The following is a 16,658-nucleotide window of genomic DNA, read 5'->3' as shown; positions in this document are numbered from 1 at the left end:
GGCTCCGCGGATCCGCCTAGTTTTGTCGGGGTGACTCTAAACGAACCTGGGCGGATACGCAAGGGGGCATGGACGCCCACCTCGCACGAGCAAAAAGCCCAGGAAAATCCGCCTCTCAGCGGCCTCTCCAGCGGGCAGGCCCGGTCTCGCCAGGGACTAGGCGAGGTTCGGCAACGATACCACGTCCACGTGCAAGACCTCGTCGAACGCGGCGATTTCTTTCAGGCAGGCGTCCCCCGGACGTCCAGACACACGCATTTTCGTGCACGTCGCGAGCGCGCCGTCAAAGACGGTGTTCGAGATCTCCTCGATGTTGATGCCATGGCGCTTGAGCACGCTCAGCGTGTTCGCCAGGACGCCCACCTTGTCGAGCATGCGAATCACGACGACGTAACGAGCCGGCGAGGTGGCGCAAATGTTCACCACGTTCGGCACCGTCTCCTCGGTCATGAAGGCGCGGATGATACGCGCCGTCTCCATGGCGATCGCACGCTGCGCCTGCTCGGTCGACGCGCCGATGTGCGGCGTCCCGTAGACGAGGCCCCTGCCGAGGACACGCGGCTCGAACGTGCCCGTGCCGCGATCCGGCTCGTTCGGGAACACGTCGAGGCCGACGCGCAAGCCCTTCTTCGCGATGGCGACCTCGAGCGCCTCGTAGTCCATCACCTCGCTGCGCGCCGTGTTCACCACGATGGCCCCGTCCGGCAGCGCGTCGAGGACGTTGCGGTTCACGATGCCACGCGTCCGGCTGTCGAGCGGCAGGTGGATCGTGAACACGTGCGAGCGCGCCGCGAGCTCCTCGAGCGTGCGGGCAAAGCCGACGTCGAGCCGCTGCGCCTTGTTCGACGAGAGCGAGCGCGACCATGCGTACGGCTCGAGCCCGAAGGCACGCGCGCGATGCAAGACCTCACGGCCGATCGCGCCGAGGCCCGCCACGCCGATGCGCCGGCCGTAGAGCCCCTCCGCCTGCGCGTAACGCGTCTTCTCCCACTTGCCCGCGCGCAGATCGATCGTCGCGTCGACGATGCGGCGATCGAGCGCGACCACGAGGCCCATCGTCAGCTCGGCGACCGCGATCGCATTCTTGCCAGGGCAGTTCGCCACGTAGACGCCACGCGCGCTCGCCGCGGCGACGTCGATCGTGTTCACGCCGGCGCCCGCGCGCACGATGAGGTTGAGGTGGCGGCCCGCCTCGATGGCGCGTGCCGTCACCTCGGTCGATCGAACGACGAGGATGCCGATGCCGTCGAGGGCCGCGGGCAACGTCTCCTTGGTAAGCTCGGGGCGGGAAATGATCTCGACACCCAGGACGCGGAGCTCCTCGAGCGCTTGGGTGTCCATCTTGTCGGCGATCAAGAGGCGCATGCGAGGGCGAACGGTAGCAGAAAAGGCAGCGCGGTTGTTCGTCGTCGTGGCGACGATCGGTTTCTCGGGGTGCACCGAAGGCCACCGGGTCTCACCCTGGGGAGGCGGAGGAATGCCGCCTCTCACGGCGTTCGCCGCGCCGCCCGACATCGAGGTAAAGCTCTCCGCGATCGACGCCGAGACCTCGGCCCTCGGCCTGCAGAAAACCTCGGAGATACACGCCAAACTGCCGCGCGCAGGCGGACCGGTGGTCGTCCGCGGGTACGAAGGAACGGACGTCGTTGGAGGAAAGACCTTCGCCGTACGTGTCGCCACGGTGCACGGCGTGGTGCTGGCCGTCGGTCCACGTGACGCCGGAGAGCACGCGACGGAGCTGCTCCCGGCGCTCGTGCCAGGCCCGAGCGGCGGATACGAGGACGGCGCGTTCCGCGCGCTGACGGATCTCAACGGGGATGGAACACTCGACGTCGTGCTGCGAGGACGCGGCGGCGCGCTCGAGGTGCACCGGATCTTCCCGACGGGATCCGCGCAGTACGAGGTCGAGATGACGCTCGCGCCGACCGAGGTCGCCGACATCGACGAGGACGGGCACCTCGATCTCGTGGGCCGCGTGGCCGTGCCGGAGGACGATCCGATCCGGCCCGCGTTCCTGGAGGTCGCGACGTTCGAGGCAGGGAGGTATCGCGCGCGCTCGGAGGTGGCGATCGCGTGGCACGCGCGTCGCGCCGACGCGGCGCCGCGGAAGGAGAAGGACGAGCCCGTCGAGGACGCGACACGCGCGCGGCGCGCCCTGGAGAAGGCGTGGCACGCGCTGCGCGCAGGCCGCGCGCGTGAAGCCACGCTCGAGGCTCTCCAGAAAGAGCCGATCCCGACGTCCTTACGCGCGCCGTTCGACGCGCACGTCGCGCGGATCCGCGCGGCGTTCCCGCCGAAACCGAAGCGCTAGAAGTCGGTCGCGCGCAGCGGGATCTGCGGCATCGGGAAGGCCTGCTGGAACGTGACGACGAACTCGCCGGGAAAGGGGCCCTTCGGGGCGAACTCGCGCGTCAGGGGGAACCCCCAGTCGAGGCGCATGACGGAGCGGTCGATCTGCGGGAAGACCAGGCGCAGGCCCACGCCGACCGAGTGCTTCATGCGCATCTCCTCGAAGCCGTCGAAGGCGTCGCCGGCGTCGAGGAAGGCGACGGGGCCAATCTGGAAGGAGAAGAGCTGGAAGGGCCGCGCGCGGTACTCGAGGTTGTACGAGAGCACGTCGGCGCCGATGTACGCGAGCGTCGTGTAGCCGCGGAGCCGCGTGTCGCCGCCGAGCACGGAGCGTCGGTTCATGTAGTTGCGGAAGCGCCGGAGGAGGCGGGCGTCGAGGACGAGCCGGCCGATGCCGGTGCGCGGGGTCTGGATACGCGCGCCGGCCTCGAGCGAGGCATCGGCGATACGATCCGGCTGCGCCTCGACGATGCCCTCGGCGAAGACACGCGTGATGCCGTCGCCCATGGGGAACGTGTAACTCGCCGAGGCCATGGCGCCGAGGAAGTCGCGGCTCGATCCGATCCCCGAGAAGACGGGATACACGCGCAGCATGACGTCGTGGCCGATCCGGATGTCCTCCTGCAAGCCGAGCGTGTTGAAGTCGAGCACGCGCATGAAACGCGTGGAGTAGGCGCGGACCTGGGCGAAGGGGCCGATCCGCGTGTCGCTGCGCGGCACGGCGAAGTCGACGAAGTCACGCGCGGCCTCGGGCGCGTAGCGGGAGAGGTCGTCCTGCCGGTAGACGCGGCGGCTCACCTCCACGCCCATGCTGAAGTCGTGCTTCGTGCGTGTGCCGAACGATCGCGTGAGCGTGTACGAGCCGCCGATCACGTCGGCGCGGTAGCGGAAGGGGATCGCGTCGTCTTCCTCGGTGGACTTCGCGTCGAAGGTGGCGAGGCGTCCGCCGACGTAACGACGATCGATCTCGTAACGCCAGTTGATCTGCGTGAGGTACGACCATTCGGCGCGCGTCGAGTAGAGGGGCTGCCCGTACTGGAACGAGCCGAAGGAGCCCTCGGGCTTGCCGCTCTCGCGGTTCCACACGAGGTTGCCCTCGGCCTTGAAGAGGATGCGGCTGCCGCCGACACGCGGGATCGAGTAACGAGCGCCGAGCGCGTAGGTCTCGGGCTGGATGTACGCCTGCACGAGCGCGCCGTGATGCGTGCCGAAGAGGTTCTCTTCGCTCGGCTGGATGAGCAGGTACTCGAACGTGCCGGAGGCGAAACGAAAGCCCATGGCGAGGCGCAGGCTCCAGACGTCCTTCGTGACGACGACGAGCCGCACGCGATCGGGCTTGCTGCCGCGCACCGCGAGGACGAGCACGAGCGAGAACTGCGGGATGTTGCGGAGGTTTCGCCCCGTCTCGTCGGCGAGGTCCTGCCGATACGGTTGCCCCGGCTCGAGGAGGACCTCGCGACGCACGACGTACTTGCGCGTCGTGGCGTGGAAGATGTTGAGGAAGTTCGGGACGGGATCACGCTGCTCGATGACGTCGAGCGTGACGATGTCGACCGCCTCGATGATCTTGCCCTCGGGAGACGCGTCGAGCGCCTTGCCTTGCGCCGCGACGACCGCCTTGATCGTCTCGAGCTCGTACGGCGAATACGAGGGCGGCGGCAGCGCTTCGTCGTCCGCCTCGGCCGCCTTCGCGAGGGGCGCGGAGAAGGACGAAACGAGGAGCGCCGAGAGCGCTAGAGCGAGAGCTTGTCGTCGGCCGGCGGATACGTCGCGACGACGTTGATCTTGTACCGCACGTACTGGTGCGGGATCGTGGGCCAGTCGGGCTTCGGCATGGCGCGCTTGACGCAGCGGAGGAGCTCCTTCGCCTTGTCGCGCTTGATGCTCGACGACCTGCCGACGAAGAGGTTCGTCTTCTTCGAGCGGAAGTCCATCTCCAGCACGAAGCTCACGGTGGTCTGCTTCTTTCCGGTGGGCGCGCACGCTGTGTTCTCGCGGATGGCACGGGCGAGGCCGTCCTCGAAGAAGGTAACGTGATCACACCGCTCCGGTGGGGTCTTCCCCGGCCCCGGGTTCATACAACGGATCGTGGTGAACGGAGAGAGCGTGACCGGCGGCGGCCCCGCGTCGACCACGAACACAGGGGCGTTCGCGTCCGAAGGGCCCGCGTCCGCGACGGCCGCGTCGGCCGAGGGGATCGAGTCGGGCCGCGGCCCGCGCCAGAGGTAGAGCGGAACGGCGACGAGGATCATCCCGGCGACGAGCGCAAAGATGATCTGCATGCGCACGGGTCGCTCGCCCCCGCCGCGACCGAGGTAGCGGTAAGGGGACGGCTGCGACGGCGGGCTCGACGACAGCGGGGGCCTGATCATCGTCGGCCGAAACTCTCGATCACCGGGACAACACCGGGTTAGTCGAGGAGGGTCCGGGCCGGTCGACCCGGCTCGCCCTTGACGATGGTGGCGGTGAGCTCGAGCGAGTCCGGCAGCGTGCCTTGCACCTGCGAGAGGACTTGCTCGACGACGTGGCGGGCCTCTTCGAGCGAGTGGCCCACCATCGACACGACGAACTTGAGCGGTCCGGTGCGACCGGCGACGACGGGCGTGAGGCTCAACATGAGCATCTCCGTCAGGTCGACGACGCGCTGGGCCGCCTTGCGCAGGGCGAGCATCTCGAGGATCGTCGGCCGCTCGCTCACCTGCCGGTTCGGGCCGCGGAGCTCGTAACGCGCGACCTGCACGTTCACCTCGGCCCACTCGGCGAAGAGCCCGTCCTCGTCGATGGCCTTCATGAGGTGCTCGCGCACGAGCAGACCCGTCAAGCCGTCACGCTTCGCGAGGTACTGGCGCGCGCGCTTGTGCGAGGGCGACTCGGGGCCGAAGCTGACGAGCTTCAAGCGGCACTCGCCGACCTGCACCTCGCCGTTGTGCATGAAGGTGATCTGGCTCTTGCGCTCGAAGCCGAACTCCGCGTAGCTGCCGTTCGTGCTGCCGAGGTCCTCGATCGTCCACGATCCCGACTGGCAACGGAGCAGCGCGTGCTGGCCGCTCACCGTGGCCTCGGGGATCACGAGGTCCTGATCGGCGCGACGCCCGAGCGTCATGATCGGTTTGTCGAGGGGCAGGATCTGTCCGACGATCTCCGGCGCGTTCGTCGCGTACGTGATGAGCAAGGACTGAGCGCCGGGCGTGAACGCGGCGGTCTGGGCGCGGCCCGGCGGAGGCCCTGGCTCGAGGCGCTCGCGCGGGAGCTGGATCGGGCTCGTCGTGAGCTGCGTCGGGTTGAAGAACCGGAGGTGACGCGCCTGCGGGCGCATCGTCGGGTCTTCGTTCATGCCGCGGAAGATCTGCTTGACCTCGTCGGTCGCGAGGCCCGCGGGCACGTCGAACATGATCTGCTGGCGCATGGGCCGCGCGCGCGGCTTGTAGCCCGGCTCGGGGACGCGGCAGGTCCACATCTCCCAGAGCGTGAGCACCATGGCGTAGACGTCGTCGTCCACGCTGGCGCCGCCGTTGCGCAGGCGCTCGGGCGACATGTAGTTCGGCGTGCCGCCGTCCGGTGGCGCCCCGGGCCTGCGCGCCGAGGCGCGCGCGCGCTCCTGCGCGAAGCCGAAGTCGAGGATGACGGTGCGGCCTTCGCTCACCATCACGTTGCCCGGCTTGAGATCACCGTGCACGAGCCCCTGCGCGTGGATCGCCGCGAGGCCGCTGCACACCTCCGCCGCGATCTTCCGGAACTCGTCGGCGGTGTAGCCGCCTTGCGCTTTCTTCTTCCGGATGTGCGTGTGGAGGGTTTGTCCGGCGATCTTCTCCATCACGAGGATGGGCCCCCAGAGGCTCGGGGCGAGATCGAAGACCTTGCAAACGTTGGGATGGGCGACCGATCGCGCGAGCAGGAGCTCCTGCCGGAGCGCCTCGTCGTCGCCAGGCATGCGCGATTCCTCGCGCACGACCTTCAGCGCGACCTCTTGCTGCGTCGATCGGTCGAATGCGAGGAAGACCTCGCCCATGCCACCCTTGCCGAGGCTTTGTCGGATTTCGTATCGGTCGTTGATGACCGTTCCGGGAGTGATCGGGGGGGGAGGAGTTCTGTTGGTCACGACGAGAAGAGGGTCAGCCGCCTCGTTGCCCAGTGGGTCGGGACGGTGCTGGTTTCCCACAAGCGTCGTCCATCTCGGGCGAGAGCGCAACGAGTCCTTTTCAAGAACGAGTACCTTCCCACGAGCCCCTACGTTTTCCGGGGGTTCAGGGTCGGTCCGGACCCACCACGCGGCCCGGTTGGCCCGTGACCCCTCTTCCACGTACCCCCCTTCCCGCCCCTTTGTGGCCCCCCCGTGGTCGCCCCCCCACGCCCCCGGAGCGCATCGAGGAAGCGGGCGCGACGATCGATGAACCTCTTCTTGACTGCGCGCTCGTTCATCGCCTACGCCGCCCCTGCGGGCCCCGGAATCCAGGTTCAGGGGGCCGCCGATCTCGAGCAGTGGGCGCGCGCATGTGGAGAGCCGAGGCTCGCCGGACGCGCGCGCCGGACAACAGGGAAGCCGGTCCAACGCCGGCGCGGCCCCCGCCACTGTAGCCGGGGACGAAGGCGGAAGATCCACTGCGCAAAGAGCGCCTCTCCGGTGCGAGCCGGGAAGCGCCGCGGCGCGGGAAGGTCCGCCCGAGGACGATCCGGGAGCCAGGAAACCTGCTGCGTCGAGGCCCGACCGCGGTCTCCGGGGTGGAGCATGCGGCGGCGGGACCCTCGCGTCGTGTCTCTCCGTCCATGTCCACGTCGGCGCCGCTCCACGGCGGGATCACTCGATCCCGCCCACGAGACCCGAGGGCGCGGGTGTGTCGCCCGATGCGGAGATGAACATGAACGACGAATCGAAGCGCTCTCGTAGCGCGCACGTCGCGCTCGCCCTCGTCATGAGCGCGAGCCTCGTCCTGGTCGCCTGCAGCGACGGATCGAACACGACCGGCAGCGGCGGAAGCGGCGGCAGCGGCGGCACCGGCGGAAGCGGCGGCACCGGCGGAAGCGGCGGCGCCGACGGGTGCCTCGACGCCTCGACGTACGCGGATCTTTTCACCGTGAAGGACGCAGGGTTCTGCGTCGTGGCGCTCTACGAGTCCGACACGCTCGTGGGATCTCCGTCGACGTGGGGCGGTCACGGCGGCCCTCTCGCCGTGAGCCCCGCGCCCGCGCCGGGCGCCGTGACGATCGAGCGGCTCACGCCGCCCGCAGGCGCCACGGGCAAGCTCACGGTCGAGGCGACGGACGTCGACGCGAAGATCCCGGCGATGACGTTCCTTGGAGCTCAAGCGATCGATCTACCCTTCTTCGGATGGACGCTCGTCTCGTACACGGCAGGTGATCTCACGGGCGAGATCGTCCTCCTCGACGGCACGACCGTCGCCGCGCGTTACCCGGTGAACGGGTTCTTCGCGGGCGTGGGCGTGGGGCAGGCCGGCGCGCTCGGGCGCTTGCTCTACACGGGTCTGTCACCCGTGAACGACGCCATGACGAAGACGAACGCGCTCTACGCAGCCGACGCTTGTGGCGCGGAGGGCGCCACGCCGCGGCTCGTGCCCGATGGCGACATGACGTGCGCCGCGCCGATCGCGGTCGACACGTTCGGGGACTACTCGGGGCCGATGGCCGCGGACTCGCAGGGCAACGTCTTCGCCCTCATGTCAGGGGCGATCGGCGCTCAGGAGGCGCGCGGCTACGCAGCGGAGAAGGTCGCGCGAGGCGCGGGACCTGCCGCAGGCGCCACGCTCTTCACGGTGCCCGGCTACGCGGGCAGCTTCGCCGCGATCGCGCCTGCGTCGGGCGAAGCCGGCGTGCTCGCGCTCCAGCCCGTCGACGGAAATACGTTCGAAGGGCTCGACGTCATCGCGCAGCGTTACCGCGTGGAAGGCGGCGCCATCGTCGCCGAGGGCGAGCCCGGCGTGTTCCTCACGGCGGCCACGGCCGGCACGCCGCTGCCCTTCTTCACCGACGATCAAGATCGGCTCTGGGTGATCGGCCAGCGCGGGAGCGACACGACAGTCACCGCGGTCGTCAGCCGCGTCCCCTGATCGCCGCCTCTCCTCGCCGGATCCGGTAGGCCGGGAGACCACTCGACCCAACGCGAGGCGGGTGGTCTCTCGATGCCTGCGCGCCGGGGATGTTTCTTCGGCGAGGGGCGTGATAAGCGAGGTAAGACGGGGTCCCCGCATGGGAGGCGTCATGAACTTCCTCGAGCCCGACACCGATCGCGTCGTACGCATGAGCATCGACGCCTTCCTGGAGGGAAGGCTTCGCCCCGACGCGTCGGGCGATCGGGTCTTCGAAACGAAGAACAGCCGCTACCGCATGGCCGGTGGCAAGCTCGTGGCCGCGACGTCGTCGCAGCTCGTGGGCTCGGAGCTCGTCGGCTGGCTCGTCGACGAGGAGTCGGACAAGGCGCGCGTCGCGCCGCGCTGGTCGCCTGGAGCGCGCGCGGTGCTGCTCGTCAAGCGCCTCGGTCGACACATCGTGGTCACCTCCCCGACGCTGATGATGGAAGTCAACGGCGTGCTCGTGGAGGGCTCGGATACGCGGCCGCTGTCCCCCACCAAGGTGAGCACCCCCGCGATGCTCGCGGTGACGCCACCTTCCGCGCAGGTCCCGGTGATCCCCAAGTCCGCGCCCATGCCGCGCGGGGTCGCGATGGACCTCCCGCTCGGCGACGCCGCCGCGTCGGACGCGCCTCCATCGCCTCCATCGGCGCCGCGGGCGCCCATCAACCCGTCGACGCCGCCGCCTGGGCCGCCTCCCACGTCGGGGCGGGTCGTCCCTTCGACGCCCACGCCACCCGGACGAACCTCCCTGGGCTGACCACATTCCGCTTGCCCCGTGGACCATCCCACGGGGCAGGTGGTCAGCACAATTGACACAAGAGCGCGCCACCGGCAGACTTTTCCGCGCATCCGAGCGTGCCTCAGGGGGCCGCCGCTCGCCGAGGATCCAAACCCGATGGCCCAGCTTCCAAATATGGGCACGTCCCGACAAGACCACCAGGCGGAGGGCGTCGATGACCCGAGGGGGGCCGCGCCGGATCCCCTCATCGGGATGACCATCGGCGGTCGCTTCAAGATCGTCGGCGTCATCGCCCGCGGCGGCATGGGCAAGGTGTACCGAGCCGAGCAAGCGCCGCTCGGACGCATCTGCGCCTTGAAAGTGCTCTCCCCGAAGTACGAGGGCGATCGCGATCCGGAGTTCCACAAGCGCTTCTTCCTCGAAGCGTCCATCGCCGCGAAGCTCACGCACCCGAACACGGTGACCGTGTTCGACTACGGGCAAAGCGACGACATCTACTACATCGCGATGGAGTTCGTCGACGGCAAGACGCTCCACCGCGTGCTGCGCGAAGAGGGCCCGTTCAGCGAGAGCCGCACCTGCCACATCGCGCGCCAGATCTGCCGCTCGCTCCGCGAGGCGCACCAGATCGGCGTCGTGCACCGCGACCTCAAGCCGGGCAACGTGCTGCTCACGCAGCACGGCGACGAGCGGGACAACGTCAAGGTCCTCGACTTCGGCCTCGTCAAGGACGTGACCGGCGAGGCGGAGGACCTCACGCAGCAAGGCCTGTTCATGGGCTCGCCGAAGTACATGGCGCCCGAGCAGATCGTGGGCGCGGAGGTCTCGGCGCGGACCGACATCTACTCGCTCGGCGTGATGCTCTACGAGATGCTCTGCGGCAAGGTGCCCTTCGACAAGGGCCCGGGCGTCGGCACGCTGATGGCGCACGTGAACGACCCGCCGCCGCCGATGATCCACTACAACCCGAACCTCATGATCTCCGAGGAGATGGAGGCCATCGTCCTCCGCTGCCTCGAGAAGGATCCGATGCGCCGGTTCGGCTCGATGGACGAGCTGCTCTCGGCGCTGAAGCGTTGCGGCGGCGGCGCCGAGGAGATGATGACGGGGCCGTACCAGGCCTACTCGCAGTCGGGCGCGTTCACCCGCGCGAGGCACCTCGACAGCCTCCCGCCCGGCGACACCACCGGGCTCTCGGGGCCTCTCCGCCGCCCCTCGGGTCCGCCCGGCGACAGCGGCCCCTCCACGTCGCTCTCGCTCTCCGGCGCGCGCCCCGCGGCGCTCGGCTTCAGCGGCCCGAACTCGCTCGTCGATCCGCTCGCGGCCTCGCAGCCGATGCCCTTGCCGGATCCGGACGCGCTCTCGGGCCAGAGCGGCAAGCGTCGGTTCATGTTGATCACGGGCGTGCTCGTGCTCGGCTTCGTCGGCATCATCATCACGCTCACGCAGACACGCGGCGCCGGAGAGACGACGGCGTCGAGCGCGTCGCCCGCCGCGACGCCGCCGCCCGCGCCCACGCCCACGCAACAAGCGCCGGCGCGCCCCGGCGATCGGGTCGTGCACATCGAGAGTGAGCCCTCCGGCGCGAGCGTCGTGGAGGGCAACGAGACGCTCTGCGGGGGTACGCCCTGCGACGTGACGTTCCGCGGCGCCGGAGCCGCGGCCGACGTCGTGCACAGCCTCACGCTGTCGAAGAAGGGCTACCAGACGAAGACCATCAAGGTCACCGTCGTCGAGGAGAAGGTGAAGGTCACGCTCGACGCCGTCGCAGGCCCCGTGCGCACCCCGCCCGTCACGACGAAGACCGGCGGGGGCAAGAACCCGAACTACAAGTCGGACCCGTACAAGGGCGATCCTTACTGACGCGCGCGCCGCCGAAATGGCGGTGAGGCGCGTTCTCTGCTCGTGTAGAGTGCGGTTTGCCCCCGAGGAACCGCCATGTCGCCCGAGCCTTCATCCGCCCACCGTGACGCGCCCTCCGCCTCCGCGAAACCACGACGCTCGCGCACGACACGCGCGCTCGTCGCGCTCGCCCTCGCCTTCGCCACGGCCCTCGCTTCGGGCCCCGCGATGGCCGACGCCCGCACCGAAGCGCGGCGGCACTTCCGCGCGGGCATGGAGCTCATCAGCAAGGGCAAGTACGACGAGGGCATCAAGGAGCTCGAGCTCGCCAACGAGATCCTCCCGCACCCGAACGTCCTCTTCAACATCGCGCGCGCGCACGCCGAGGCCGGCAACCTCGAGCAAGCCATCAACGCGTACAAGCAGTACGTCGCGTCCGATCCGCCCGATCGCGCCGAGTCCGCGCAGATCCTGAAGCAGCTCGAGGAGAAGCTCGCGCTGCAGCGCGCCGAGCAGGCCAAGGCCACGGAGCCGCCGAAGACGGGCGACGGCGTCGCGTCGCCCGGCGACACGAAGCCGGGTGACACGAAGCCCGGCGACACGAAGCCGGGCGACACCAAGCCCGGCGACACGAAACCGGGTGACACCAGCGCTGGCGACACGAAACCGGGTGACACCAGCGCCGGCGACACGAAGCCGGGCGACGAGCAAGCGCAGGCCGACGTCAACAAGATCGTCGGCAAGGCGCGCGACGAGGACGTCTACCGCGAGACGGTCATCACGGCCTCACGCGGCGCCCAGAGCCCGCTCGACTCGCCGAACTCGACGACGATCATCACGCGGCAGGACATCCGCCTCTCGGGCATCACGCGTATCCCCGAGCTCTTGCGTCGCGTGCCCGGCATGGACGTCATGCAAATCACGGGCGGTGACACCAACGTCTCGATGCGCGGCTTCAACAGCCGGCTCGCGAACAAGCTGCTCGTGCTCATCAACGGGCAGCGGCCCGCGTACAACGACATCCTCGGCTCGACGTTCTGGGAGACGCTCTCGATCGACGTCGATCAGATCGAGCGCATCGAGGTCGTGCGTGGCCCCGGCTCCGCGCTCTACGGCGCCAACGCGTTCGCGGGCGTCGTCAACATCATCACGATCGCGCCGGGCGAAGGCCGCACCGGCTTCCGCGTCGGGTATGGCGACACCGGCCAGGGGTACGGCTCCGCGTGGGCCACGGGGCGCGACGGCGACTTCGGGTATCGCGCCTCGGTCGGCTACACGCGTTACCCGCGGTGGACCCGCGAGGTGCAGAACGGGCGTCAGGACATCACGGTCTTCGATCCGAACCAGAACCTCGGCGCGGAGAACCTGCGCGTCGACATCCGCATGTCGCAGCGGTTCAAGAACAACCGCGAGCTCCAGATCGGCGGCGGCTTCGCGCGCAGCGACTTCGACGTCTACGGCATCGGCCCGTTCAACGACTACCGAGCCCGCTTCGACAACTCCGACATCACGGCGCTCTTCCGGACGGAGAACTTCTCCGCGCGCGTCTTCTACACGCGTATCGCCGCGCAGACCTCGTCGAACCACGACTACTACGGCCACACGCTCTTCCCGAGCCAGGCGAACCAGAACGTCGTCGACGCCGAGCTCAACTTCTACAAGGACGTCACCTGGCCGAGGTCCGTCGAGCACAGCCTCCGCGGCGGCGCCGCGTACCGCATGAAGTCCATCACCTGGACGTACCTGCGCGACGACACGCCGCTCGAGCACTGGGGCTCGCTCTTCCTCCAGGACACGCTGCGCTTCGGCAAGTCCGTGCAGCTCGTCGTCTCGGGCCGCGCCGACTACGTGCCCTACCTCCAGAACGTGAAGGTCTCGCCGCGCGGCTCGCTCATCATCAAGCCGACCGAGCTCCAGTCGATCCGCGTGAGCGGCTCGACGGCCTTCCGCAACACGACCTTCCTCGAGTCGTACCTCGATCTGCCGATCCAGCTCCAGCTCCCGGGCGTCGAGCTGATCTCGGCCTCGCAGCGTTACGAGGACCCGGCCTTCCGCCTGCGGCCCGAGAGCATCATCACGGCCGAGGCGAGTTACCTGAACCAGATGAGTGATCGCTTCGAGTTCGAGGCGACGGCTTATTACAACCGCATCACGGACCTCATCCAGCTCGCCGGCGAGCGACCGCTCACGCTGTCGAACCGCGCCGATGGGCTCGGCGGGCTCAACCCCGAGACGGGGCGGTACACCGTCGGCTTCGGCGGATGGCTGAACCGCTGCGACATCCAGAACGTCTTCGGCGGCGAGGTCGGCACGCGCGTCTACCCGGTCGAGGGCCTCGACATCTTCGCCAACTATGCGCTGAACCTCAGCTCGCAGGAGCTGCCCGACGGCTGCACCCAGCCGACCGATCAGCGCACGAGCCGGCACAAGATCAACGCCGGCGTCCAGCTCCGCACGAAGCCCGGCATCGACGGCGAGATCACCTTCCACTACCAGTCGGCGCAGAACTGGGGCGAGCAGGTCTCGACGCTCTCCGGCATCCGCGTGCAGTACTTCGACGTGCCCGGCTACGCGCTCCTGAACGGGCGCATCGGCTACCGCTTCCCGATCGCCGGCACGACGGGCGAGGTCTCGCTCGTCGTCTACAACGCGCTCGCGGGCCTCGCCGACGAAGCGCCGCAGATGCACCCCTTCGGCAACCGCGTCGGGCGCCGCGTCATGGGTTACTTCCAGCACACGCTCTGAGGGTCTGACCGTTGGAAATCGAGTTCGTCGGAGCTGCGCAGAGCGTCACGGGTTCCATGCACGTCGTCCGCACCGAGCACGCCACCGTGCTGCTCGACTGCGGCCTGTTCCAGGGGCGGCGGCGCGAGTCCTTCGAGGTCAACCGTCGCCTGCGCGTGCCTGCGCGCGAGATCTCCGCCGTCGTCCTCTCCCACGCGCACATCGATCACTCGGGCGCGCTGCCGATGCTCGGGAAAAACGGCTTCGACGGCCTCGTGTACGCGACACCGGCGACGCGTGATCTCGCGGCGCTCATGCTCCGCGACGCGGCGGCGATCCAGCAAGCCGACGCGCGTTACCTGAACAAGCAGTCCGTGCGAGAGGGCCGCGAGGACGAGCTCGTCGAGCCCATCTACAGCGAAGAAGACGTCCTCGACGTGATCTCGCGTTTCGTCTCCGTGCCCTATCACCGCACGATCCCCATCGCCGACGGCGTGCGGCTGACCTTCTTCGACGCGGGGCACGTGCTCGGCAGCGCGATCACGGTGCTCGACCTCGAGGAGCGCGGGAAGAAGCGGCGCCTCGTCTTCACGGGTGATCTTGGCCGCGCGGGCCGACCGATCATCCGGGATCCCGAGATCCCCGAGGGCGCCGACATCCTGATCACCGAGAGCACGTACGGCGATCGCCTGCACGACGGCGTCGACAAGATGGAGGAGGACCTCGCGCGTGTCGTCAACCGGACGATAGGTCGGGGGGGAAAAGTCCTCATCCCCTCGTTCGCGCTCGAGCGCGCGCAGGAGGTGATCTACGCGCTGAAGAGGCTCCGGAAGGACGACAAGATCCCGCGCGTCCCCGTCTACGTCGACTCGCCGCTCACGGTCCGCATCACCGACGTCTTCAAGCTCCACCCCGAGTGCTTCGACGCGGATGCGCGCGAGTTGCTCCGCGGCCTGGACACGCCCTTCGACTTCGCGGACCTCGAGTACGTCGAGGACAAGGAGCGCAGCAAGGAGATCGGCGGCGAGGGCAGCGCGATCATCATCTCGGCGAGCGGCATGTGCGAGGCGGGCCGGATCCTCCATCACCTGAAGAACGGCGTGGAGGATCCGCGCAACACGGTGCTCATCGTGGGCTACCAGGCGCAACACACGCTCGGCCGAAGGCTCGTCGAGCAACGCGCGCGGGTCCGGATCTTCGGCGTCGAGCGCGAGCGCCGCGCGGACGTCGTGGTCCTGAACGGCTTCTCCGCGCACGCCGATCAGCGCGACCTCGTGGCCTACGCCGATGGGTGCCGCGCGCGCGGGCCTGCCGCGACGATCGCGCTCGTGCACGGCGATCCCAGGCCCCAGCGCGTCCTCGCGGACAAGATGCGCGAGCGCGGGCACGACTCCATCTTGATCCCTGCGCCGAACGACAAGCTCGAGATCGTTTGAACCTCAACCTTTGACGGCGCGCTCGATCGCAAGGGCGAGAGGCATGTCCTCGCCGTCGAGCAGCGTGCGCACGTCGAAGAGGATCCGGCCCTCCTGCACACGCGGCAAGACCGGCGGATCCGCCGACCGGAGACGCTCGGCGATCGCCGCCGCGAGCCCGCCCGTGGCTTCGAGCGCCACGCCGCACGACGGCAGCGGCTCCTCTGCGCACGCGCCTCCGCCCACGGCCCCGTCGAGCTCCACGACCGACGACGTCACGCCACGACGTTCGAGCTCCCCTTGGAGGTGCTCGGCCCGCGCTCGTACCGCCGAGAGCGGCGCCCGCAGCGCGGCCAGGGTCGGGATCACGTCGAGGTCACCTTCGAGGTACGCGGCGAGCGTGGCTTCGAGCGCGACGAGCGGCAGGCGACCGAGGCGCAAGGCGCGGGCGAGCGGATCCTTCCGGCACGCCGCGACGAGATCGGCGCGTCCGACGATCGCCCCGCCTTGGGGCCCGCCGAGGACCTTGTCGGTGCTGAAACAAACCACGTCCGAGCCCGCCTCGATCGAGCTCTTCACGCTCGGCTCGGAGAACCCGAGCGGCGCGAGATCCACGATCGCGCCGCCGCCGAGATCCTCGAGCAAGAGCACCTTCCGCTCCCGCGCGAGCGCCGCGAGCGCCGCGAGCGAAGGCCGCTCGACGAAGCCCACCTGCCGGAAGTTCCCTTGATGCACCCGCAGGATCGCCGCCGCGTCCGGCGCCGCGTCGAGCGCGCGCGTGTAGTCCGCGATCCGCGTCTTGTTCGTCGTGCCCACCTCGACGAGACGCGCGCCCGATCGCGCCATCACCTCGGGCACCCGGAACCCACCGCCGATCTCCACGAGCTCGCCACGCGACACGACGACGGGCCTGCCCGCGGCGAGCGCGCCGAGCATCAGCAGCACGGCCGCCGCGTTGTTGTTCACGACGAGCGCGGCCTCCGCCCCCGAGAGCTCGCAAAGCGCGTCCTCGGCGAACGCGCCGCGTCGCCCGCGTTTCCCTGTCGCGAGATCGATCTCGATCGACGTGTATCCCGCCGCGGAGCTCGCGAGCGCCTCGGCCACACGCGCGCCGAGCGGGGCGCGCCCGAGGTTCGTGTGCAGCACGACGCCCGTCGCGTTGATCACCCGCCGCGCGCGTGTCCGGAGCGTCTGCTCGGCGTACGCCGCCACGCGCGCCGCCACGTCTTCCGCGGTGGGACACGGCGCGCCGCCGCGCACGGCTTCACGCGCCTCGTCGAGCGCGCGCCGCACGAGGCGCGTCAACGAAGCGACGCCGAGCCGACGCTTCGCCTCTGGGAGGGACGGACTGGCGAGGACACGGTCCACCCGTGGGATGCCCCGCAGATCCGCGCCGTCTTTCCCTCGCGTTTCCTCCTCGCCCATCGGCTGCTACATCTACCCTCTCTCCACTCCTTCTCCCCTACTTTTTGAGCACACACCGCGGCTTCGCCGATCACCGCG

Annotated in this window: 11 protein-coding genes and 1 riboswitch; of the genes, 6 read left to right on the top strand and 5 right to left on the bottom strand. The window is 69.3% G+C overall.

Annotated elements, in window-relative coordinates; all coding sequences use genetic code 11:
- Window positions 1–156: 156 nt before the first annotated feature.
- Window positions 157–1,365: a phosphoglycerate dehydrogenase gene (locus GF068_RS16880; RefSeq protein ID WP_240806949.1), complete on the bottom strand. Its 1,209-nt coding sequence runs from the start codon at window positions 1,363–1,365 to the stop codon at window positions 157–159.
- Between the two features lie 112 nt (window positions 1,366–1,477).
- Here GF068_RS16880 and GF068_RS16875 point away from each other — a divergent pair, with 112 nt between their 5' ends.
- Window positions 1,478–2,311, top strand: coding sequence for an FG-GAP repeat domain-containing protein (locus tag GF068_RS16875; protein WP_153820389.1), 834 nt, complete (start codon window positions 1,478–1,480; stop codon window positions 2,309–2,311).
- Here the strand turns inward: GF068_RS16875 and GF068_RS16870 are convergent.
- The 3 genes from GF068_RS16870 to GF068_RS16860 form a co-directional block, all read right to left on the bottom strand.
- Window positions 2,308–3,813, bottom strand: a complete 1,506-nt coding sequence (locus tag GF068_RS16870) for a BamA/TamA family outer membrane protein (RefSeq protein WP_153820388.1) — start codon at window positions 3,811–3,813, stop codon at window positions 2,308–2,310. The genes GF068_RS16875 and GF068_RS16870 overlap by 4 nt on opposite strands.
- Before the next feature lie 269 nt (window positions 3,814–4,082).
- A complete protein-coding gene (locus GF068_RS16865; RefSeq protein WP_240806948.1) occupies window positions 4,083–4,631 on the bottom strand; it encodes a hypothetical protein in 549 nt (182 codons plus the stop codon).
- A gap of 128 nt (window positions 4,632–4,759) precedes the next feature.
- Complete coding sequence (locus tag GF068_RS16860; protein WP_281326452.1) at window positions 4,760–6,448, bottom strand: protein kinase domain-containing protein; 1,689 nt, start codon at window positions 6,446–6,448, stop codon at window positions 4,760–4,762.
- Window positions 6,449–6,882: 434 nt separating this feature from the next.
- A riboswitch (cobalamin riboswitch) is annotated at window positions 6,883–7,037 on the top strand.
- 168 nt (window positions 7,038–7,205) lie between these two features.
- Between GF068_RS16860 and GF068_RS16855 the strand changes: the two genes are divergently transcribed.
- The 5 genes from GF068_RS16855 (at window position 7,206) to GF068_RS16835 (ending at window position 15,176) form a co-directional block, all read left to right on the top strand.
- Entirely contained in the window at window positions 7,206–8,411 is a 1,206-nt protein-coding gene (locus tag GF068_RS16855; RefSeq protein ID WP_153820386.1) for a hypothetical protein, read from the top strand.
- Between the two features lie 151 nt (window positions 8,412–8,562).
- Window positions 8,563–9,192 (top strand): hypothetical protein, encoded by a 630-nt coding sequence (locus tag GF068_RS16850; protein ID WP_153820385.1) that lies wholly within the window; start codon window positions 8,563–8,565, stop codon window positions 9,190–9,192.
- A 138-nt stretch (window positions 9,193–9,330) separates the two neighbouring features.
- Complete coding sequence (locus GF068_RS16845; protein ID WP_240806947.1) at window positions 9,331–11,037, top strand: serine/threonine protein kinase; 1,707 nt, start codon at window positions 9,331–9,333, stop codon at window positions 11,035–11,037.
- Window positions 11,038–11,112: 75 nt separating this feature from the next.
- Window positions 11,113–13,761 carry a TonB-dependent receptor plug domain-containing protein gene (locus tag GF068_RS16840; protein WP_153820384.1) on the top strand — a complete coding sequence of 883 codons (2,649 nt, stop codon included), beginning with the start codon at window positions 11,113–11,115 and terminating at the stop codon, window positions 13,759–13,761.
- A gap of 11 nt (window positions 13,762–13,772) precedes the next feature.
- Complete coding sequence (locus GF068_RS16835) at window positions 13,773–15,176, top strand: MBL fold metallo-hydrolase (protein ID WP_153820383.1); 1,404 nt, start codon at window positions 13,773–13,775, stop codon at window positions 15,174–15,176.
- A gap of 3 nt (window positions 15,177–15,179) precedes the next feature.
- On the opposite strand, the gene selA is transcribed toward GF068_RS16835, so the two are convergent.
- Window positions 15,180–16,580, bottom strand: coding sequence for an L-seryl-tRNA(Sec) selenium transferase (gene selA, locus GF068_RS16830; protein WP_153820382.1), 1,401 nt, complete (start codon window positions 16,578–16,580; stop codon window positions 15,180–15,182).
- Between the last annotated feature and the right edge of the window lie 78 nt (window positions 16,581–16,658).

Source organism: Polyangium spumosum, assembly GCF_009649845.1.
GTDB classification, from domain to species: domain Bacteria; phylum Myxococcota_A; class Polyangia; order Polyangiales; family Polyangiaceae; genus Polyangium; species Polyangium spumosum.
Note: the sequence above shows the minus strand (reverse complement) of the source record. Positions and strands in the feature narration are given on the sequence as shown.